Source organism: Micromonospora sp. CA-111912, assembly GCF_050948415.1.
In the GTDB taxonomy this organism is placed as follows: Bacteria; Actinomycetota; Actinomycetes; order Mycobacteriales; family Micromonosporaceae; genus Micromonospora.
This window is the reverse complement of the sequence record NZ_CP192007.1, coordinates 5,498,030-5,517,578: the sequence shown is the minus strand read 5'-3', so window position 1 is coordinate 5,517,578 and position 19,549 is coordinate 5,498,030. Positions and strand designations below refer to the sequence as shown.

The window sequence follows — 19,549 nt, the reverse complement described above, 5'->3', positions numbered from 1 at the left end:
GCGCGCCGCGCTTGCCGGGGCGGGCGAGATCTTGGTAGAAAACGGCCCCCCGAAGGGCCGTTTCCTACCAAGATCTCCCGCTGCGAGGCGCGGGCGAGCGGGGCAGCGTGAGCCAGGGGTGACGGTTAGGGTCCGTAGATGGCGGAGATCGCGATCGACCCCACCCTCGGGCCGGTGCTGGCCCGCACCGGCGACGAGCGCGCCGTGCTCGAATCCTTCCTCGACTTCCACCGCGCCACCGTGACGCGCAAACTGCGCGGCCTCAGCGACGCCGACGCCCGGCGCCGGCTGGTGCCCTCCCTCACCACCCTCGCCGGCCTGGTGAAACACCTGACGCTGGTCGAGCGGAACTGGTTCCCCTACCTGCTCGCCCCGGAGCCCGGCGACGTCTACCCGACCACCGAGGAGGAGGCGACGGCGAGCTTCGTCCTCGACGACGCCGACACGGTGCGGTCCCTCCTGGCCGGCTACGAGCGGGCCTGCGCCCGGTCCCGCGCGGTCGCCGCGCGCTTCGACCTCGACCATGTGGTGCCGCACCTGCAGCTCGGCGAGGTCTCCCTGCGCTGGATCCTGACGCACATGGTGGAGGAGACGGCCCGGCACGCCGGCCACGCCGACATTCTGCGCGAGCTGACCGACGGCTCCACCGGGGCGGTCTGACCACCGGCGCCACCCGGACGGCCAGGTGGCGCGCTCACCTCGGCCGGGCGCGCTCACCTCGGCCGGGCCGCTCACCCGGGCGGCAGCAGCCCCGGCGGGTACTCCATGCCGTCGTGCGCGCAGGCCGCCGAGGCGACCCGGGCCGCGTACGCCGCCGCCTCGGGCAGCCCCGCGCCGCGCAGCCGGGCGGCGACCAGGCCGGCCGCGAACGCGTCCCCGGCGCCGTTGGTGTCCACCACCGGCCCCGGCGGCGCGGCGGCGGGCACCCGGGCGGGCGGCCCGCCGGCGACGAAGAGTTCCGCACCGTCCGCGCCCCGGGTGACCACGGTGGTCCGGGGCGCCAGCGCGGCGGCGACCGCCCCGGCCCGCTCGCCGAGCCGGACGCCGCTGACGAAAACCAGGTCGGCCACCTCGGCGAACGGGCGGTGGTAGGGGTTGTCGCCGTCCCAGTCGTGCAGGTCGGTGGAGAGGCCGACCCCGGCCGGTAGCCCGGCCCGCAGCGCGGGCAGCACGGGCGGCGCCCAATCCATGATCGACAGGTGTACGTGCGCCGCGTCCCGGGCCAGCGCGACCAGCCGCTCCGGCGCGAACGGCGGCGGCCCCTGCCAGGGGCGGGGGTCGTAGAGCGACATCCGCCGGCCGGCCGGATCCACCATGTTCACCGACCGGCGGGTCCCGCCCGGGTCCACGGTCAGCACGGTGTGCACCCCGGCCCGGTCCAGTGCGGCCCGGACCACCTCGCCCGCCGGGTCGTCGCCGAGCACGTCGACGACTGCCACCCGCAGGCCGAGGGCGCGGGCGGCCAGCGCCACCCCGGCGCCGGTGTTGCCGACCCGCAGGTCGATCGGGGGGACGGTGAGCGAGTCGGCGGCCGGCAGCGGAAGCTGTGGCACGCGTACCCGCAGGTCCACCCCCAGCCCGCCGAGCACGAGAAGATCGAACATGGGCCCCACGGTAGCGGCGGGGCTCGCTCCAGCGGCGTCGGCTCGGGCTGTGCCGGCGCGCCCGCCCCCGGGAACGCAACGAAGGAAACCCGGACGGCGCCGGGCGTTGTCCCGGGCCGGTCCGGCAGCGCCCGGCTATTCTCGGTGGTCGTCGGTCGGAGGGGGAAGGGTGCTGGTCATCCACGGGGCGTGGCTGCCCGGCTCGGGGCTCGCCGTCTGGGCCGAGGACACCGCCCTGCCGGCGCGGGCGCCCCGCCGTCCCGGTCGGGCCCCCCGCGAGCGGCCCCACCCGTTCGCCGCCGACCCCACCGCCCTGGCCGCAGCCCTCGACCCCGCCGATCCGCGGACCGATGGCCCGCCACCCGCCGGCCCGCCACCCGCCGGCCCGGCGACCGCGGGCCCCGAGAGCACCGGGTCGGCGGCCACCGGCTGGCCACCCGGCGTGCCGGGGACGACCGGGCTGGGGACGACCGGGCCGGGGACGACCGGGCCGGGGACCGCCGAGGCCGGGTCGGTGCTGCTGAGCCTGCCCACCCGGGCAGGCTCGCCGGTCGACTCGCCGGAGCTGGTCCGGACCGCCGTCGCCGAGCCGGTCCGCGGGTCGGTCACCCTCGCCGGCTGGCGCGTTCCCGCCCTCCGGTACGCCCCGGCGGACGCGCTCGCGCTGCTGCGCGCTGCCGGTGACCACGCCGGGGCGCCCGGCGCCAGCTTTCGGCACCTGGCCGAGCTGGCCGAGTTCGCCGCCGACCTGGTCCGCCGGGGCCGCGTCCTGCCCGGGGTCGCCCTGTCGCGGCCCGAGGACGACGACCCCGGGGCCCCGGTGGCGCGGGCGGAGCCGGCGTTCCGCCCGGCCGGCGGGCCGACGCGGGCCCGGCGCCGGCCCGCGCGGACCGGTGCGGTCGCGGCGCGGGCGGTGTGGCGGCCGTTGCTCACCGGCGCCGACGCGGCCTGGGCCCGGTCGCTCGCCCTGGCCCTCCCGCCGGCCGCCCGGGCCGCCGGCGACCTGCCCCCGGGAGACCTGGTCGCCGACGCCCTCGACACGCTGACCGACGCCGCAGCCCGGGCCGTCCTCACCCGCACCATGCCGACCCGGGGCGGCCGGCCGACCGGCGCGGTGCCGGCCTGGCTGGCCGCGTTGACCGGGCCGGCCGGGGAGTTCACCGCCGAGCCGGGGGCCCTCGCGGCGCTGCGCGCCGAGCTGGACGACTGGCAGCGGGACGCGGCCGGCGGCGCGGTCCGGGCCAGCTTCCGCCTGGTGGAGCCGGCCGCCGACCCGATGGGCGATGCCTTGACCGACCCGCTCGGCGAGGTGCCGGCCGGGGCCCGGGACCTGCGGGAGGCGGTGGCCGACCAGGCCGGGACGCTCCCCGACGCCGCCCGCTGGCGGGTCGAGTTCGGGCTCCAGGCCGCCGACGAGCCGAGCCTGATCGTCGACGCCGGGCAGGTCTGGCGGTCCCCGCACACCGTGCCCGCCCTCGCCGGCCGGCTGGACTCCCCCCAGGAGACCCTGCTCGCCGAGCTGGGCCGGGCCAGCCGGCTCTGGCCGGAGCTGGACACCGCGCTGCGTACGGCCACCCCGGAGGCCCTGGAGCTGGACGTCGAGGGTGCGCACCGGTTCCTGCGCGACGGCGCTCCGGTGCTGCACGCCGCCGGCTTCGGGGTGCTGGTGCCGTCCTGGTGGCGGCGGCCCTCGTCCCGGCTGGGGGCCCGGCTGCAGGCCCGCAGCCGCACCGCGCCGGGCACCGTGGCGGCAGCCGACGGCGGGTTCGGCCTGGACGCGCTGGTCGACTACCGGTGGGAGGTGGCCCTCGGCGACGAGCCGCTCACCGCCGAGGAGCTGGCCGCGTTGGCGGAGCTGAAGACGCCGCTGGTCCGGCTGCGGGGGCGCTGGGTGGAGCTGGACCCGGGGCGGCTCGCCGCCGGGCTGCGGATGCTCCGTTCGGCCGGTGAGCTGACCGTGGCCGACCTGCTCCGGCTCGGCCTCGCCGACGCGGACTCCGACGACGCGCTCCCGGTGCTGGAGGTGACCGCCGACGGGGCGCTCGGCGAGCTGCTCTCCGGGCAGGCCGAGCGGCGGCTCACCCCGCTGGACCCGCCGCCGACGTTCACCGGGACGCTCCGGCCGTACCAGCGGCGAGGGCTGGCCTGGCTGGCGTTCCTCCAGTCGCTCGGCCTCGGCGGGGTGCTCGCCGACGACATGGGGCTGGGCAAGACGGTGCAGCTGCTCGCCCTGATCGCCGGGGACCCGCCGACCGCCGGGCCGACCCTGCTGGTCTGCCCGATGTCGCTGGTCGGCAACTGGCAACGGGAGGCCGCCCGGTTCGCCCCGACGCTGCGCGTACACGTGCACCACGGTGCCGACCGGGCGCGCCGGGAGGGGTTCGCCGCCGTCGTGCACGCGGCGGACCTGGTCCTCACCACCTACTCGGTGGCCACCCGGGACGCGGTCGAGCTGGCCGGGATCGACTGGCACCGGTTGGTGGTGGACGAGGCGCAGGCCATCAAGAACGCCGCCACCCGGCAGGCGGAGGCGGTCCGGTCGCTGCCCGCCCGGCACCGGGTGGCGGTCACCGGCACGCCGGTGGAGAACCGGCTCGCCGACCTGTGGTCCATCATGCAGTTCGCCAACCCCGGCCTGCTCGGCCCGGCCGCCAGCTTCAAGAAGGCGTACGCCGAGCCGATCGAGCGGCACGGCGACACCGAGGCCGCCGAGCGGCTGCGCCGGATGACCGGCCCGTTCGTGCTGCGCCGACTCAAGACCGACTCGTCGATCATCTCCGATCTGCCCGAGAAGCTGGAGATGGAGGTGCTGTGCAACCTCACCGCCGAACAGGCGTCGCTCTACCGGGCGGTGGTCGATGACATGCTGGCCCGCATCGAGTCCAGCGACGGCATCGAGCGGCGCGGCCTGGTGCTGTCGGCGATGACCCGGCTCAAGCAGGTCTGCAACCACCCCGCCCAACTCCTGCGCGACGGGTCCGCGTTGGCCGGCCGCTCCGGCAAGCTGGCCCGGCTGGAGGAGATCCTCGACGAGGTGCTCGCGGCGGGGGAGCGGGCCCTGCTGTTCACCCAGTACGCCGAGTTCGGCGGGATGCTGCGCGGGCACCTCTCCGCCCGGTTCGGCCGGGAGGTGCTCTTCCTGCACGGCGGGGTGGGCAAGGCCGACCGGGACGCGATGGTGACCCGGTTCCAGTCCGCCGACGGGCCGCCGCTGTTCGTGCTCAGCCTCAAGGCCGGCGGCACCGGGCTGACCCTCACCGCAGCCAACCACGTGGTCCACGTCGACCGGTGGTGGAACCCCGCCGTCGAGGACCAGGCCACCGACCGGGCGTTCCGGATCGGTCAGCGCCGGAGGGTGCAGGTCCGCAAGTTCGTCTGCGCCGGCACGGTGGAGGAGAAGGTGGCCGCGATGATCGCCGAGAAGCGGAGCCTCGCCGCGTCCGTGGTGGGCTCCGGGGAGCAGTGGGTGACCGAGCTGTCCACCGAGCGGCTGCGCGAGCTGTTCGCGCTGGAGGCCGGGGCGGTGGCCGAGTGACCGGGTCGCCGCCGGACGGGTCGGCGTCGACCGGCCGGTTCGCCGACTACGGCCGGCCGCGTCGGGTGGACGGCGGGCTGCGCGCCCGCAGCACCCGGGGCGCGATCGGCCTGTCCTGGTGGTCCCGCCGGTTCCTGGAGGTGCTGGAGTCGTTCGCGCTGGGCACCCGGCTCACCCGGGGCCGGTCGTACGCGCGGGCGGGCCAGGTGCTCAGCCTCGACGTCGCCCCCGGCGTGGTGACCGCGCGGGTGCAGGGCTCCCGGCCCGGGCCGTACCGGGTGCGGATCGCGTTGGAGCCGTTCCCGGCGGCGCTGTGGGACCGGATCGAGGCGGAGCTGGCGGCGCAGGCGTTCTTCAGCGCCCGGCTGCTCGCCGGCGACCTCCCCGCCGAGCTGGAGGAGCTGTGCGCCGGTGTCGGGGCGCCGCTGTTCCCCGCCGGGGTCGACGAGCTGGCCCAGCGGTGCGACTGCCCCGACTTCGCCGTCCCGTGCAAGCACCTCGCGGCGGCGTTCTACCTGCTCGCGGAGGCGTTCGACGCGGACCCGTTCGAGCTGCTGCACTGGCGGGGGCGGCGTCGGGCGGAGCTGCTGGACCGGCTGCGCGCCCTGCGCGCCGCCGCCCCGGCGGTTGCCGGCGGCGGGCCGGGGCCGCCGTCCACGAGGGACGATGCTCCCCGGGTCGCGCCGGCCGTCGGCGCGGCTCGGGCGCTCGCCGCGCTGCCCCCGGCGCCGCTGGACGAGGCCGTCGACCGGTTCTGGGTGCCTCCGGTGCCGCTGCCGGACCGGCCACCGACCCTGTCGACCGGCCCGGACCTGCTGCTGCGGCAGCTCGGCGCGCCCGCGCCCGCGCTCGGCGGGCCCGGCCTGCTGGAACGGCTGCGCCGGGCGTACCGGGAGTTCGGCCAGGCCCGCCCGGAGGCGGGCCGGGCACCGGCGTCGGGGTCCCGTCCGACGCCACGATGACGGGTCCCGGCCCACGGCGGAGACCATCCGGCGGGGAGGGTCCTGGCCACGGTCCACGTCGGACCGGCGGCCGGGCCGGCGTCACAGCCAGCGGCGGCGGAACCGCCACATGAGCGCGGCGTTGGCCAGCAGTACCACCGCGAAGATCGCCCCGGCCAGCCCGCCGGCCAGCACGGTCGCCGCCGGCAGCGAGGCCCACAGCACGATGGTCAACAGCATCAGGTACCGGCCGCGGTGGGCCCGGGCCCGGTGTTCCAGGCGGGCGAAGAACTCCGGATCGCTTTCCCGGAGTTGACGGGTGATCTGTTCGAACCTGCGCTGATCCTCTTTGCTGAGCATGGCGGTGCCTTCCCCTCACGCGTTCAGCGGTTCGGCGGCATACCCGCTGCGGCGGCGGCTCACGCGCTCCTCCTGCTGCTACTTTCGACAGGCCGCCGGGCGGGAGCCGCCGCCGCCGTCCCGCCGGCGGTCCGTCCACCGCTGCCGGAGCGCGGTTTCCCGGGCCGTGGCCGCCTGAGCGCAGCCTTACTCCCGACTTAAGTTTCCCTGTGCCGTGGAACGGCGCACCTCGCGCCGGGACGGTGCGAAACGGCACGTCCGGGCCCGCCCGGTGCGTGTTCGTCCTGCTCCGGACGTCGCCCCCGGCAGCAGTCGAAACGGACCCTCCGTCGGTGGTGTTGAGCGCCGCCTTAAGTGCCTCCACCGGCTGGTTCGGCGTGTCTTGAAGGCCCTTCACCCCCCGGCTACCTTCCGTGGCAACTCCTCCAGCAGTAGCCGCCGCACCCCGCCCCACCCCCCGGGCGCAGCCGTGCCGGCGTTCGACGAAAACGGGATTGGTACATGGCCGACCAGAATGTGCCACCGAGCCGGCAGCGGGACGACCGCGGCTGGGACGGACGACAGCACCCCACCCCGGACGGTTACCGCGACCACGGCACGTCCGCCCCCTACGGCCCGACCGGCCAGCAGCCGAACCATCCGTACCCGGGACATCCGCCCGCCGTCCCCGCCCCGGCCGGCCCGTACCTGGGACATCCGCCCGCCGCCCCCGGGCCGGCGCGACGCGGCCCCCAGTGGGTCGGCCCCGACGGCCTCGGCCGGCCGGCCCAGGCCGCGACCCCCGGCCACGGACTGCCCAACCTCGACGATGACGACGACCCGGGCCGCGGGGTGGGTCGGCGGCGGGCCCTCGCCGCCATCGGGGGAACCGCCGCAGTGGTGGCCGGCGGTGCCGCCCTGGCCATGACCCCGCAGGTACGTGGGCTCTTCGGCGACGACGCCCCGGTCGGCGACGCCACCGGCACCACGGTCACCGACGGCACCCCCGCCCGCCCCAGCGGCCAGCAGCCGAGCACGGTGCGCACCTACACCGAGCAGAACGAGAGCTACATGGGCTCCCGGGCCGGCGAGGCGCTGAAGAAGAACAGCCCCTCCGGTGGGCGTACCTTCTCCGGCCCGGCCGCCGCCGCCGAGGCCACCGAGGTCACGGTCAAGACCGTGCTCGCCAAGGACCCGATCCGGCACCTGGCCAGCCGGGCGACCTTCGGCGCCACCCCGAAGCTGACGGCCGACATCAAGCGGCTCGGCATCGACGCCTGGGTCCGCCAGCAGCTGGAGCCGGAGAAACTCGCGCCCACCCCGGCGGAGCTGAAGCTGGCCGACCTGCCGACGCTCAAGCTGAGCCCCCAGCAGCTACGCGACCGGCGCGACGCCCTCAACGAGCGGGGCGCGCAGCCCGAGCGTGAGGTGGTCGACGCCACCATCGCCCGGCAGATCTGGTCGGAGCGCCAGCTCTTCGAGGTGATGGTCGACTTCTGGAACGACTTCCTGCACGTCGCCGCCAACTTCGACGGCGGCGAGGTGTACCGGACCTCGTTCGACGCCGACGTGGTGCGCAAGCACGCGTTGGGCAGCTACCCGGAGATGCTGGTCGCCGCGAACAAGCACCCGGCGCTGCTGCTCTACCTCAGCCAGAACGACTCCCGCGCCGACGCGGTCAACGAGAACCTGGCCCGGGAGAACCTGGAGCTGTACTCGGTGGGCGTCGACGGCGGCTACAGCGAGAAGGACGTCCGGCAGGCCGCCCTGCTCCAGACCGGCCGCGGCGTCAACGACGGCAAGTACGTCTTCCGCCCGGAGCGGCACTACCTGGGCAAGGTGAAGGTCCTCGGCTTCTCCCACCCGAACAACTCCGACGACCCGAAGAAGGCCGACGCGGCCATCGACGCGTACATCGCGTACATCGCGTTGCACCCGTCGACCGCGAGGTACGTGGCGCAGAGCCTGGCCACCCGGTTCGTTTCGGACACCCCGCCGAAGTCCCTGGTGGAGCGCCTGGCCAAGACGTACTCGGCGAGCAAGGGCATGATCAGGCCGATGCTGATGACGCTCTTCAGCTCCTCGGAGTTCTGGGCGTCGGTGGGCCAGAAGGTGCGCCGGCCGATGGAGTACCTGGTCGCCACGTACCGCACCCTCGGCGTCTCCCCGCAGGCGGCGCCCGGGTTCAAGCAGGGCGACAACAAGCGCACCGCGTTCGCCCAGGGGCTGCGGCAGATCCACGACAAGATGCGCGAGCTGGGCCAGTACCCGATGGGCCAACCCACCCCGGACGGCTACCCGGACGTCTACGTCGCCTGGACCTCGGCCGGCGCGATGGTCAACGGCTGGAACGAGGCCGGCGAGCTGATCGGCGGCTGGCGCACCCAGTTCACGTACACCAGGCCGGAGAAGCTGGTCGCCCGGCCGCCGGCCACCGCCGGGGCGTACGTGGACGCGCTGGCCCAGCGACTGGTGCACCAGAAGCTCAGCGCCCGGGAGCGGGAGCTGATCCTCGACGTCGCCGGGGTGTCGGCGAGCGCCAGGGTCGACGCCACGTTCAACGGGGCCGTCGCCGCCGTCGCGCGGGCGATCCTCGCGTCCCCCCAGCACCACCTCCGGTGAGGCATCCGATGGAGAAGACTGTGCACTCGTTCCCCCTGCACCCCGAATGCCCCGACCTGCGGCGGCTGGCCGACAACCCGGCCGAGGCGCTGCTGCGGGCGGAGGCCGACCTCGTCGCCGCCGAGAACGCCGCCGAGACCGACCGCTACCGGCGGCTCGAGGAGCTGGAGGAGGCCCAGCAGGACGGCCGGGGAGTCACCCGGCGCACCTTCGTGGCCGGGGCCGCCGCCACCGCCACCGCGCTGGCCACCGCCCAGTTCGTCACCACCTCCGCCTCGTTCGCCGCCACGAGGACCGGCACGCTGATCCACGTCTTCCTCTACGGCGGGCTGGACGGGCTGAGCCTGGTCGCCCCGGACGGCGACCCGGTGCTGGCCAAGACCCGCCCCGACCTGCTGCTCGGCGACGACTCCCTGGCCCTGGGCCGAGGGTTCAAGCTGACCAGCGCGTTCAAGCCGCTGGAGCAGTGGCTCAAGGCCGGCCAGCTCGGCTTCGTCCCGGCGGTCTCCGACGAGCGGCTGTCCCGCAGCCACTTCCAGGCCGCGGACGCCTGCAACCTGGGGGGCCTGCCCAGCGAGACCGGCGGCCGGGGCTGGCTGGACAGCCTGGTCGACAACCTCGGCAAGGGCACCGCGTTCCGCAGCGTCGGCATCGGCAGCACCCTGCCGCGGTCGCTGGTCGGCACCAACGGCGCGCTGTCCATGAACAGCGTCGGCTCGCTGCGGCTCAACGGCGACGCCCGGTACCGGGCCGCCACCGAGAAGGCGATCAGGGGCCTGTTCACCGGGATCAACCACCCGGTCGAGGAGGCGGTGCAGGACGGCCTCGGCGCGCTGGCCACCGCGCAGAAGCTGGCCGCGAAGCCGTACCAGGCGGTCGAGGGCGTCAGGTACGAGGGCGTCGGGAACGCGTTCCAGCAGCTCGCCCAGCTCATCAAGGGCGGGGCGAACGTCCGGGTCGCCACCGTCGGGATGGGCGGCTACGACACCCACGAGAACCAGGGCACCCGGTCCGGCGGCCAACTGCACCGGCGGCTCAACGAGCTGGCCGGCGCCATGGCCGCCTTCTTCACCGACCTGGGCGACAAGGCCGCCGACGTGACGATCATGGTGTCCAGCGAGTTCGGCCGCCGGGTCTCCTCCAACGGTGGCGGCACCGACCACGGCCACGGCGGGGTGGTCACCGTCCTGTCCGGCCGCAAGCTCGCCGGTTCCCTGCTCGGCGCCTGGAACGGCCTGGACAAGCTGGACTCCGGCGACGTGCCCGAGTACAACAACATGTTCAACGTGTACGGATCCGTCGCCCAGGGCCGGTTCGGGCTCACCACCGCGCAGGTGGACAAGATCTTCCCCCGGCGGAAGTTCAGCCCGATGAAGCTGTACGCGTGACCCATCAGCACGCCCACGCCGCCGGCCGCCGCGCCGGGACCCCGTCCCGGCGCGGCGGCCGGTCGGCTGCTCCCGTACCCCCGGCGGCGGTGCCCCGGCGCGGGCCGGGCGGCCGGCGGGCGCTGGCCACCCTGTTCTGGGTGGGCCTGGTCGCGGCCGTGCTGCCGTGGTGGCTGGACACCCCGGCCGGCTCGCTGGACGGCACCGGTGCCACGCTGACCGCCGCCGGGCGGATCGCCGGCCTGGTCGCCGGCTACCTGCTGCTGGTGCAGGTGCTGATGATGAGCCGCCTCGGCCTGCTGGGACGCCTCGCCGGGGAGCGGATCTCCCGCTGGCACCGCGACGTCGGCGCCACCCTGGTGGTCACCGTGCTGGCCCACCTGTCGCTGATCGTGGTCGGCTACGCCGCCGGCCGGCGGTCGGTGCTCGGCCAGGCCGGCGAGCTGCTGCGCGAGTACGAGGACATGGTCGCCGCGTTCGCCGCCGCCGGCATCCTGGTGCTGCTCGGCCTCACCGGGATCCGGGCGGTCCGCACCGCCCTGCCCTACGAGCTCTGGCACCACCTGCACCTGGCCAGCTACCTGGTCCTGCTGCTCGGCTTCAGCCACCAGTTCAGCAACGGCGCCCAGCTCTTCCCGGCCGGCCCGGTACGCGCCGGCTGGATCGCCGCGTACGGGCTGGTCGCCGCCGCCCTGCTCTGGGGCCAGGTGGTGGCCCCGCTGCGGTTCAACCTGCGGCACCGGCTGCGGGTGGCCGACGTGGTCGCGGAGAGCCCGGACACCGTCTCGGTCTACCTCACCGGTGACCGGCTCGACCGCATCGACCTGCTCGGCGGGCAGTTCTTCCGCTGGCGGTTCCTCACCCGGGGCTGCTGGTGGCAGTCGCACCCGTTCTCCGTCTCCGCCGCCGCGAACGGCCGCTGGCTGCGGCTGACCGTCAAGGTGGTCGGCCGGCACACCGCCGACCTGCGCGACCTCGACCAGGGCACCCGGGTCTGGGCGGAGGGCCCCTCGGGCACGTTCACCGCCGCCCACCGCACCCGGGAGCGCGCCCTGCTGATCGCCGGCGGCAGCGGGATCACCCCGCTGCGGGCGATGCTGGAGGAGCTGCCGCCCGGCGCGGCCCTGATCTACCGGGCCCGCACCGCCGACGACGTGCTGCTGAACCGGGAGCTGGACTGGCTGGCCCAGGAGCGGGGCACCGACGTCTGGTACGTCATCGGCTCCCGCGACGACCAGGGCCCCCGGCAGGTGATGAGTGCCGAGGGCCTGCGCCAGTTGGTGCCCGACGTGGCCCGCCGGGACGTCTACCTGTGCGGCCCGCCCGGCCTGATGGAACAGTCCGTCCGGGCGCTGCGCCGGGCCGGCGTGCCGCGCCGGCAGATCCACCTCGCCACCTTCGAGCTGTAGCCGTCCACCGCCGCCTCCGTCGGTCCCGTCGCCTTCGCCTCCGTTCCGTTGCCTCCGTCCACCGTCGCCTTCGAGTCTGTGAGGAGATCCCCGCCCATGCGTCGTGCGCTGCTCGCGATCGCCGGCCTCGCGGCCGGCACCACCGCGCTGGTGGTGCTCAAGGGCGCCCCGGAGGCCAGCCCGGTCGCCCAGGAGCTGCCCGCCCCCCGGCCGCCGGTGGTGCCGTCCGGGCCGGCCCCGGGCCGATCGGCCGAGCCCACGCCGACCTCCGCCGCGTCGGCCCGCGCCACCGTCACCCCGAAGCCCCGCGCCAGCGCCACCCGCACCCCGGGCTCCCGGACCGGCACCTCGGCCCGGCCCACCTCGGTGCCGCGCACCACCACCGCGCCGCCGAAGTCCACCACCCGCAAGGTGACCGGGTCGGTGGTCTCCAACGAGTACGGCAACGTGCAGGTGCAGATCACCCTGTCCGGGACCCGGATCGTCGACGTGGTGGCGCTGGAGCTGCCCCAGGAGACCGCGCAGTCCGACCGGCGCAGCGAGGAGATCGACGGCCGGTACAGCGGCACCGCCGGGCAGGTCGTGCAGAAGCAGGGCGCCGACCTGGACACCGTCTCCGGGGCGACCGCCACCAGCACCTCGTACCGGAAGTCGTTGCAGGCCGCCCTCGACCGGGCGCGCTGAGGTGACCACGCCGGTGACCCGCCCCGGCCTGCGCCGGGTCGAGCAGGTCATGGGTACGGCGATCAGCCTCGACCTCGCCGATGACCTGCCCACGGCGCGGCTGCGCGAGCTGACCGGGGACGCCTTCGCCTGGCTGCGCGAGGTGGACGCCCGGTTCAGCACGTACCGGGCCGACAGCGAGGTGTGCCGGTTCGACCGGGGCGAGGTGCCGCTGTCCAAGGCGTCCGGGGACCTGCGCACGGTCCTGGAGCGCTGCGCCGACCTGTGGGGCGCCACGGACGGCTTCTTCGACGCGTACGCCACCGGGCGGCTGGACCCGTCCGGCTACGTGAAGGGCTGGGCGGCGCAGGTCGCCTCGGACCGGTTGGTCGCCGCGGGGGCACCGAACCACTGCCTGAACGCCGGCGGGGACGTCCGCGTCCGGGGGCACTCGGCGAGCGGCCGGCCGTGGCGGGTCGGCGTCCGGCACCCGTGGGACGAGTCGGCGGCCTGCCTGGTGCTCACCGGCACCGACCTGGCCGTGGCCACCTCCGGGGTGTACGAGCGCGGGCACCACGTGCTCGACCCGCGCAGGGGGGTCCCGGCCGCCGGCCTGCGCTCGGTCACCGTGGTCGGCCCGGACCTGGGGGTCGCCGACGCGTACGCCACGGCGGCGGTGGCGATGGGGGTGGCCGGCATCGGCTGGCTCGACCGCCTCCCGGGCCACCTGCACGCGGTGATCACGGACGACGCCCGCTGCCTACACTCCCCCCGCCTCCCCCTCCTCCCCGCCCCGTTCTCGCTCCTCCCCACCTGACGGCCCCGGCCCTGCGCCCCGTCGCTCGCCGTGATCATGCACTCGCGGCCCCGGGATGGGGCTTTCGTCCCGGTATGACCGGGCCCGAACTGCAAGATCGCGGAGGGCGGGGGTGGGGTGGGGTGGGTGGTCAGCGGGTGGTGGGTGGGGGGTTAGCCGGCGGGGCGGCGGGTGCCGGTCGGGTGGGCGCCTCCGGGGCGGGGGCGGCCGGGGCGAGAGCCGGCCGGGCGGGTCGGCGGCCAGCGGTGCCCGCGTCGGTGGTGCGGTGGCGGTTCGGCGCCGTCTGGCCGGCGTGCCGCGTCATCCCTGCTGGACATCACACCCCCGCTCGGGGCGCTGTCGCCCCCTCGTCCGGGTCAACGACGTCCCGGGGCGCGGGACGCTGCCCGGGGCCCGTCGGCTCCCCGACAGGCGGGCGTGTGGCGGGGCGGGTTCACCAGCCGCGTCGTGGCAGTGGCAGGTGCCCGGGAAGCAACTCGGGGGTGAGTGTCACGCCGGTGGCCAGCAGCGCGTCGACCAGCACGTTCTGCACCAGGTAGGAGTCCGGGAGCTGCCAGCGCGCCTGTTCCGGGGCGACCGCCCAGCGGACCGTGCCCTCCGGCAGCCGGGTCGGCGGCGCCGGGATCCACGAGCCGACGCCGTGCCGGACCACGTGGAAGCAGTGCTCCAGCTCCGGGCGCAGCGGGTCGCCGGGACGGACCAGGAACATCCACCGCCCGGTCGGCGTCACCACCACCGGGCCGCGGACCCCGAAGCCGGCCGGGTGGTTCCCGACCACGTCGAGTACCCCCCGTCCGAGGTGGGCCGGCACCTCCAGGACGTCGAACGCCCGCCCGGTGGGCAGCAGCACGCCGTACGGGCGGCTGCGCCACCAGGTCGCCACCCGCGCCGCGTCGGTGCTGGCCGCCCGCTCCCAGTCCTCCAGGGCGGGATGACAGCCGACGGTGGGACAGCCGGCCCGACCGCACACGAAGCGGCTGCGGGCCAGGCATGCGCCGGGGGTCACCTCCCAGCCGTGGACGGCGTAGCGGACGGCGACCCGGCGCAGCCGGACCCGTTCCAGCGGCGACAGTTGCGCGACCCGCGGCCCGACGTTCCCCCACATGCCTACGAACTCCTCTCGCCCGGACCGGTAGGTGCCAGGTCGCTTGTCGAGCGCCGTCACTGCCGTAACCCGCGTTCGTTGACTTGACGGAACGGCTGATGCAAGTTGCACGAAAGCTAAGAGTGCTGACCACACGGCCGACGTACAGGCTGTGCGACCAGCGAAAACTTGAGGACGAACGGACCACCGATTCGTCCGCACGGTCGCCGCCGAGGCCAACCGGCCCGGCCAGGGGAGGAATGGACATGGACGAGTTACCCATCGGTCGGCGGGTGGCGTACTGGCGCGGCCGGCGCAAGATGTCCCAGCAGGTCTTCGCCGACCGGCTCGGCAAGTCCAAGAGCTGGGTGGACAAGGTCGAGCGCGGGGTGCGCCGGCTGGACAAGTTCTCCGTCCTCTACGAGATCGCCTACATCCTCGAGGTCGACGTTCAGTTGCTGCTCGGCAAGGACCCGGAGCGGCGTACCGACGTGCTCAACTGCATCGACCCGGTCGAGGTCCAGGAGATCCGGGCGGCCCTGGAGCGGTACGACTCGATGAGCGCCTACTTCGACGCCGCCCCGTTCCCGCCACCGCTGGTGGACATGCGCAAGGCGGTCAACCACGCCTGGCTGACCTACCAGTACGGCCGCTACGGGATGCTCATCCGGGCGCTGCCGAAGCTGCTGCGCGACGCCCAGGCCGCGGACGCCGGCCACGACGGCGACCAGGCCCGCGACGCCGCCCACCTGCTCGGCCAGGTGTACCAGATCGCCTCCTCGGTGTTGCGCAAGCTCGGCGAGTGCGACCTGGCCTGGCTGGCCGCCGACCGGTCGATGGCGGTCGCCCAGCGGGCCGACGACCAGCTCCTCGCCGGGATCGCCACCACCCGGGTCTGCAACGCGATGGTCGCCATGGGGCGGGCCCGTTCCGCGCTGGAACTCAACGTCAACATCGCCAACCGGCTGGCCCCCGGCGGCGGCAACGACGCCACCCCCGACCGGCTCTCCGTCTACGGGATACTGCTGCTTCAAGGCGCGATGGCCGCTGCCCGGCTCGGCGACTCGGCGACCGTGGACGACCTGATCAACGGCGCCCAGGAGGCGGCCGTCCTGCTCGGCGGCGACCAGAACCACTACTGGACCTCATTCGGCCCGACGAACGTCGAGCTGCACCGGGCCGCCGCCGCGGTGGAGCTGGGCGACGGGGGGCGGGCGGTGGAGGTGCACCAGCAGCGCATCCCCGAGTCGTCCTTCAACGGACTGCTCCCCGAGCGCCGGGCCCACCATCTGCTCGACATCGCCCGGGGCATGGCCCAGATCGGCGACGTGGCCACCGCCGGGGAGATGCTGCTGCGCGGCGACCGGCTCGCGCCCTCGGAGATCCGCTGTCGCCCAATCGCCCACGAGGTGATGTCGGACGTCCTGCGTCGCACACGGGGTGCGCTGCCTCCGCCGATTGCGGAGTTGGCTGAGCACATGGGAGTGGGAGTATGAGCGCGGCGGGGGTCGGTATGAACGGCGCGCACCGCGGCAGCGAGCGCCATGGTGTGCTCTACGTCATCGCCTGCGGGTCGCCGCTGGCCGGTCACGTCGGCCGCTTGGTCGAGCTGGCACAGCAGGACGGCCGGGAGGTCTGCGTGGTCGTCACGCCGGACGGCGCGAAGTTCGTCGACCGGCCGGCGCTGGCCCGGCAGACCGGCCATCCGGTCCGCAGCCGGTACAAGGACCCGGGTGACCTGGACGTGCTGCCGCCGGCCGACGCGATCATCGTCTGCCCGGCCACGGTCAACAAGTGGGCGGCCGGGATCACCGACACCCTCGCCCTCGGCCTGCTGGTCGAGGCGCAGGGCAAGGGGGTGCCGATCGTGGCGGTGCCGTTCACCAACGTCGCGATGGCCGGGCACCCGGCCTTCCGGGCCAGCCTGGCCCGGCTCGCCGAGTGGGGGGTGGACGTCGTCTTCGGCGAGCACGTCGTGCCGCTGCACCCACCCGGCGCAGGCGAGCGTCACCTGCACGCGTTCCCGTGGGGCGCCGGCCTGGCGGCGCTCCGCGACCGGCGCTGCCCGGTCACCCCAGCCGCCTGATCGAGGAGCAGGGCCCCTTGCCGACGGATTCCGTTGCACCCGGGGGCCCTGTCCACAGCCGCGGCCCTGACCTACGGCGCGCGCCGGTAGAGTGGCCCGCCGTGAGCAAAACCCCGACACCGCCGACGGTGGCCGACGTGGTGGCGACGCTGCACCGGCACTATCCGCCGGCCTGGGCCGAGGACTGGGACCGGGTCGGGCTGGTGCTCGGCGAGCCGACCGCCGAGGTCCGCCGGGTGGCCTGCGTCGTCGACGTCGTCCCCGAGACCGTCGCCGAGGCCCTCGCCGCCGGGGCGGACATGATCGTCGCCCACCACCCGCTGCTGCTGCGCGGGGTCTCCTCGGTCGCCCCGACGACGTACAAGGGGCGGATCGTCCACCAACTGATCAAGGCCGACGTTGCGCTCCTCGTCGCGCACACCAACGCCGACGTGGCCGATCCCGGCGTCTCCGACGCGCTGGCGGCCCGCTTCGGGCTGACCGGGCTGCGCCCGCTGCACCCCCCGGCCCCGGGCACCCCGGCCGTCGGCGCGGGCCGGGGGATCGGCCGGATCGGCGAGCTGCCCCGGCCGATGACCCTCGCCGAGCTGACCAGGTACGCCGCCGCCGTGCTGCCCGCCACCGCCTGGGGCGTCCGCGCCGCCGGCGACCCGACGCGGACAGTGCGTACCCTTGCGGTCAGCGGTGGCTCGGGGGACGCCTTCCTCGGCGCGGCCACCGCGGCCGGCGTCGACGCCTACCTCACCGCCGACCTGCGCCACCACCCGGCCGGCGAGCACCTCGCCGCCGGCGGCCCGGCCCTGCTCGACGCCGCCCACTGGGCGACCGAACGACCCTGGCTGGACGACCTGGCCGCCCTCCTTCGGGCGGAGCTGGGCGTCGAGACCATGGTGTCCGACCTGGACACCGACCCGTGGACGGTGCACGCCGCCGCGCCCGGCGGCGGCTCGGCACCCGCCGACCCCGCCACCATCGACCCCGCGCCCGGCGGCGCCGCCCCGGTATCCGCCGCCGATCCCGACCCCGACCCCGCCCCCGCCGCGGACGACAAGGAGCCCAGACCGTGAAGGCTGACCCCAAGGTCCAGCGCCGCCTGCTCGACCTCCAGGCGATCGACACCTCCCTCGCCCAGCTCGCCCACCGCCGCCGTTCCCTGCCCGAGCGGGCGGAGCTGGAGGGCCTCGCGCGGGAGCTGTCCGCGCTGGAGGACGAGCGGGTCCGCGCCCAGGTCGCCGTCGACGACCTGGACCGGGACATCGCCCGGCTGGAGAAGGACGTCGAGCAGGTCCGGGCCCGCAAGAACAAGGACGAGGTGCGGCTCGCCGCCGGCACCGGACCGGCCCGGGAACTGGAGGCGCTCCAGCACGAGCTGGTCTCGCTGAACCGCCGGCAGAGCGACCTGGAGGACGCCGAGCTGGAGCTGATGGAGCAGCGGGAGACCGCGCAGGGGGTGCTCGACGGCATCGAGCGGCGGGCGGCCGAGGCGCGGGAGCGGCGGGCCGCGGCCGAGCAGCGTCGCGACGAGGCCCTCGCCGAGATCGCCAAGGAGGAGGAGTTCAAGCGGACCGCCCGCCAGCCCCTCGCCGGCGACCTGCCGGGCGAACTGGTCACCCTCTACGACAAGATCCGCGAGGACAGCGGCCTCGGCGCGGCGCTGCTGACCGGCGCCCGCTGCGGCGGCTGCCGGCTGGACCTCTCCGGCGCCGACATTGCCCGCATCCGTAAGGCAGCCCCGGACGAGGTGGTCCGCTGCGAGGAGTGCCGCCGGATCATGGTCCGCACCAACGAGTCCGGGCTGTAGGCGCGGTGGCGGTGCGCGCGGTTGTCATCGAGGCCGACGGCGGGTCCCGGGGCAACCCCGGCCCGGCCGGCTACGGCGCGGTGGTCCGGGACCCGGCCAGCGGCGAGGTGCTGGCCGAGCGGTCCGAGGCGATCGGCACCGCCACCAACAACGTCGCCGAGTACCGCGGGCTCATCGCCGGCCTGGAGGCCGCCGCCGAGCTGGGCGCGGCCGAGGTCGACGCCCGGCTGGACTCCAAGCTGGTGGTCGAGCAGATGTGCGGGCGCTGGCAGATCAAGCACCCGGGGCTGCGTCCGCTCGCCGCGCAGGCGGCGGCCCTGGTCGGCCGGTTCGCCGCGGTGCGCTTCCAGTGGATCCCGCGGGAACGCAACCGGCACGCCGACGCCCTCGCCAACGCGGCGATGGACGCCGCCGCCGGCAAGCAGGCCCGCACCGCTGCGCCGGCTGCGATCGTCGAGCCGGCCCGGACCGCCGCGTCGGCTGCGATCGGCGAGCCGCCGCGCGAGGTGGCCGCCCCGGATTCGCCCGCCCGGGCCCGTGCCCGCGAGGCAGCCGCCCGCGCCGCCACCCGGGGGGCCGGCTCCGACCCGGCCACCATCCCCGCCTCCTGGGAACCGCAGCCCAGTGACACCGCCACCCGGCTGATCCTGGTCCGGCACGGCGAGACCGAGTTCACCGAGCAGCGCCGCTACTCCGGCCGGGGCGATGTGCCGCTGTCCGCGCGGGGCCGGGCCCAGGTGCGGGCCACGGCCGCCCGGGTGGCCGCCCTCGCGCCGTCCGTCGCGGCCGTGGTCAGCTCGCCCCTGTCCCGGTGTACGGCGACCGCCGAGGCGATCGCCGGGGCGCTCGGCGACGTCCCGGTACGCACGGCCGGGGACCTGATCGAGTGCGACTTCGGCGCCTGGGAGGGGCGCACCTTCGCCGAGGTGCGCGCCGGCTGGCCGGGGGAGCTGGACGCCTGGCTCGCCTCCACCCGCGTCGCCCCACCGGACGGCGAGTCGTTCACCGAGGTCGCCGCCCGGACGACCCGGGTCACGGACGCGCTGATCGAGGCGTACCCCGGGGAGACCGTGGTGGTGGTCTCGCACGTCTCGCCGATCAAGCTGGTGCTGCGCGACGCCCTCAGCGCCGACGACGCGTTCCTGCACCGGCTCTACCTCGACGCGGCCGGAATCTCCGTCCTGGACCGCTGGCCCGACGGTGGCCTGGCGGTCCGCTCGATCAACGACACCGCCCACCTCCCCACCCCCTGACCCCACC

16 protein-coding genes are annotated in these 19,549 nt (G+C 75.6%); 13 read left to right on the top strand and 3 right to left on the bottom strand.

Annotation, left to right across the window (positions count from 1 at the left end; genetic code table 11):
* Positions 1–138: 138 nt before the first annotated feature.
* Positions 139–660, top strand: a complete 522-nt coding sequence (locus ACQPZO_RS22840) for a DinB family protein (protein ID WP_433343827.1) — start codon at positions 139–141, stop codon at positions 658–660.
* Between the two features lie 71 nt (positions 661–731).
* On the opposite strand, the gene ACQPZO_RS22835 is transcribed toward ACQPZO_RS22840, so the two are convergent.
* Positions 732–1,604, bottom strand: coding sequence for a carbohydrate kinase family protein (locus tag ACQPZO_RS22835; RefSeq protein WP_433343826.1), 873 nt, complete (start codon positions 1,602–1,604; stop codon positions 732–734).
* A gap of 442 nt (positions 1,605–2,046) precedes the next feature.
* Between ACQPZO_RS22835 and ACQPZO_RS22830 the strand changes: the two genes are divergently transcribed.
* Positions 2,047–5,139 (top strand): SNF2-related protein, encoded by a 3,093-nt coding sequence (locus tag ACQPZO_RS22830; RefSeq protein WP_433351169.1) that lies wholly within the window; start codon positions 2,047–2,049, stop codon positions 5,137–5,139.
* The gene (locus tag ACQPZO_RS22825; RefSeq protein ID WP_433343824.1) at positions 5,136–6,101 is read left to right on the top strand and encodes an SWIM zinc finger family protein; all 966 of its coding nucleotides are present in this window, start codon (positions 5,136–5,138) and stop codon (positions 6,099–6,101) included. The genes ACQPZO_RS22830 and ACQPZO_RS22825 overlap by 4 nt, the downstream gene beginning before the upstream one ends.
* 81 nt (positions 6,102–6,182) lie before the next feature.
* Here the strand turns inward: ACQPZO_RS22825 and ACQPZO_RS22820 are convergent, their stop codons facing one another.
* Positions 6,183–6,440, bottom strand: coding sequence for a DUF3040 domain-containing protein (locus ACQPZO_RS22820; protein ID WP_405105747.1), 258 nt, complete (start codon positions 6,438–6,440; stop codon positions 6,183–6,185).
* Positions 6,441–6,941: 501 nt separating this feature from the next.
* Here ACQPZO_RS22820 and ACQPZO_RS22815 point away from each other — a divergent pair.
* From ACQPZO_RS22815 to ACQPZO_RS22795, 5 genes are all read left to right on the top strand, one after another.
* On the top strand, positions 6,942–9,041 hold the full coding sequence (locus ACQPZO_RS22815; RefSeq protein WP_433343822.1) for a DUF1800 domain-containing protein: 2,100 nt from the start codon (positions 6,942–6,944) through the stop codon (positions 9,039–9,041).
* An 8-nt stretch (positions 9,042–9,049) separates the two neighbouring features.
* Positions 9,050–10,429, top strand: a complete 1,380-nt coding sequence (locus ACQPZO_RS22810) for a DUF1501 domain-containing protein (protein ID WP_433343820.1) — start codon at positions 9,050–9,052, stop codon at positions 10,427–10,429.
* The gene (locus ACQPZO_RS22805) at positions 10,426–11,838 is read left to right on the top strand and encodes a ferredoxin reductase family protein (RefSeq protein WP_433343819.1); all 1,413 of its coding nucleotides are present in this window, start codon (positions 10,426–10,428) and stop codon (positions 11,836–11,838) included. Before ACQPZO_RS22810 ends, ACQPZO_RS22805 begins: the two co-directional genes overlap by 4 nt.
* A 96-nt stretch (positions 11,839–11,934) precedes the next feature.
* Positions 11,935–12,522, top strand: a complete 588-nt coding sequence (locus ACQPZO_RS22800; RefSeq protein WP_433343818.1) for an FMN-binding protein — start codon at positions 11,935–11,937, stop codon at positions 12,520–12,522.
* A 49-nt stretch (positions 12,523–12,571) separates the two neighbouring features.
* The gene (locus ACQPZO_RS22795; protein ID WP_433351167.1) at positions 12,572–13,318 is read left to right on the top strand and encodes an FAD:protein FMN transferase; all 747 of its coding nucleotides are present in this window, start codon (positions 12,572–12,574) and stop codon (positions 13,316–13,318) included.
* 433 nt (positions 13,319–13,751) lie between these two features.
* Here the strand turns inward: ACQPZO_RS22795 and ACQPZO_RS22790 are convergent, their stop codons facing one another.
* The gene (locus tag ACQPZO_RS22790) at positions 13,752–14,423 is read right to left on the bottom strand and encodes a bifunctional DNA primase/polymerase (RefSeq protein WP_433343816.1); all 672 of its coding nucleotides are present in this window, start codon (positions 14,421–14,423) and stop codon (positions 13,752–13,754) included.
* A gap of 245 nt (positions 14,424–14,668) precedes the next feature.
* On the opposite strand from ACQPZO_RS22790, the gene ACQPZO_RS22785 reads away from it, so the two are divergent.
* The 5 genes from ACQPZO_RS22785 to ACQPZO_RS22765 all read left to right on the top strand — a co-directional run bounded on the left by ACQPZO_RS22785 (position 14,669) and on the right by ACQPZO_RS22765 (position 19,542).
* Positions 14,669–15,898 (top strand): helix-turn-helix domain-containing protein, encoded by a 1,230-nt coding sequence (locus ACQPZO_RS22785; RefSeq protein WP_433343814.1) that lies wholly within the window; start codon positions 14,669–14,671, stop codon positions 15,896–15,898.
* 17 nt (positions 15,899–15,915) lie between these two features.
* A complete protein-coding gene (locus ACQPZO_RS22780; protein ID WP_433351165.1) occupies positions 15,916–16,488 on the top strand; it encodes a flavoprotein in 573 nt (190 codons plus the stop codon).
* A 101-nt stretch (positions 16,489–16,589) separates the two neighbouring features.
* Entirely contained in the window at positions 16,590–17,555 is a 966-nt protein-coding gene (locus tag ACQPZO_RS22775) for a Nif3-like dinuclear metal center hexameric protein (RefSeq protein WP_433343813.1), read from the top strand.
* Entirely contained in the window at positions 17,552–18,289 is a 738-nt protein-coding gene (locus ACQPZO_RS22770) for a zinc ribbon domain-containing protein (protein ID WP_433343811.1), read from the top strand. The genes ACQPZO_RS22775 and ACQPZO_RS22770 overlap by 4 nt, the downstream gene beginning before the upstream one ends.
* A gap of 5 nt (positions 18,290–18,294) precedes the next feature.
* Positions 18,295–19,542 carry a bifunctional RNase H/acid phosphatase gene (locus ACQPZO_RS22765; protein WP_433343809.1) on the top strand — a complete coding sequence of 416 codons (1,248 nt, stop codon included), beginning with the start codon at positions 18,295–18,297 and terminating at the stop codon, positions 19,540–19,542.
* The last annotated feature ends 7 nt before the right edge of the window (positions 19,543–19,549 follow it).

Bases quoted from the DNA above. Each gene is read 5' to 3' on its own strand.
- ACQPZO_RS22840 (WP_433343827.1), top strand. From the start codon at position 139: ATGGCGGAGATCGCGATCGACCCCACCCTCGGGCCGGTGCTGGCCCGC.
- ACQPZO_RS22835 (WP_433343826.1), bottom strand. From the start codon at position 1,604: ATGTTCGATCTTCTCGTGCTCGGCGGGCTGGGGGTGGACCTGCGGGTA.
- ACQPZO_RS22820 (WP_405105747.1), bottom strand. From the start codon at position 6,440: ATGCTCAGCAAAGAGGATCAGCGCAGGTTCGAACAGATCACCCGTCAA.
- ACQPZO_RS22815 (WP_433343822.1), top strand. From the start codon at position 6,942: ATGGCCGACCAGAATGTGCCACCGAGCCGGCAGCGGGACGACCGCGGC.
- ACQPZO_RS22810 (WP_433343820.1), top strand. From the start codon at position 9,050: ATGGAGAAGACTGTGCACTCGTTCCCCCTGCACCCCGAATGCCCCGAC.
- ACQPZO_RS22800 (WP_433343818.1), top strand. From the start codon at position 11,935: ATGCGTCGTGCGCTGCTCGCGATCGCCGGCCTCGCGGCCGGCACCACC.
- ACQPZO_RS22795 (WP_433351167.1), top strand. From the start codon at position 12,572: ATGGGTACGGCGATCAGCCTCGACCTCGCCGATGACCTGCCCACGGCG.
- ACQPZO_RS22790 (WP_433343816.1), bottom strand. From the start codon at position 14,423: ATGTGGGGGAACGTCGGGCCGCGGGTCGCGCAACTGTCGCCGCTGGAA.
- ACQPZO_RS22785 (WP_433343814.1), top strand. From the start codon at position 14,669: ATGGACGAGTTACCCATCGGTCGGCGGGTGGCGTACTGGCGCGGCCGG.
- ACQPZO_RS22780 (WP_433351165.1), top strand. From the start codon at position 15,916: ATGAACGGCGCGCACCGCGGCAGCGAGCGCCATGGTGTGCTCTACGTC.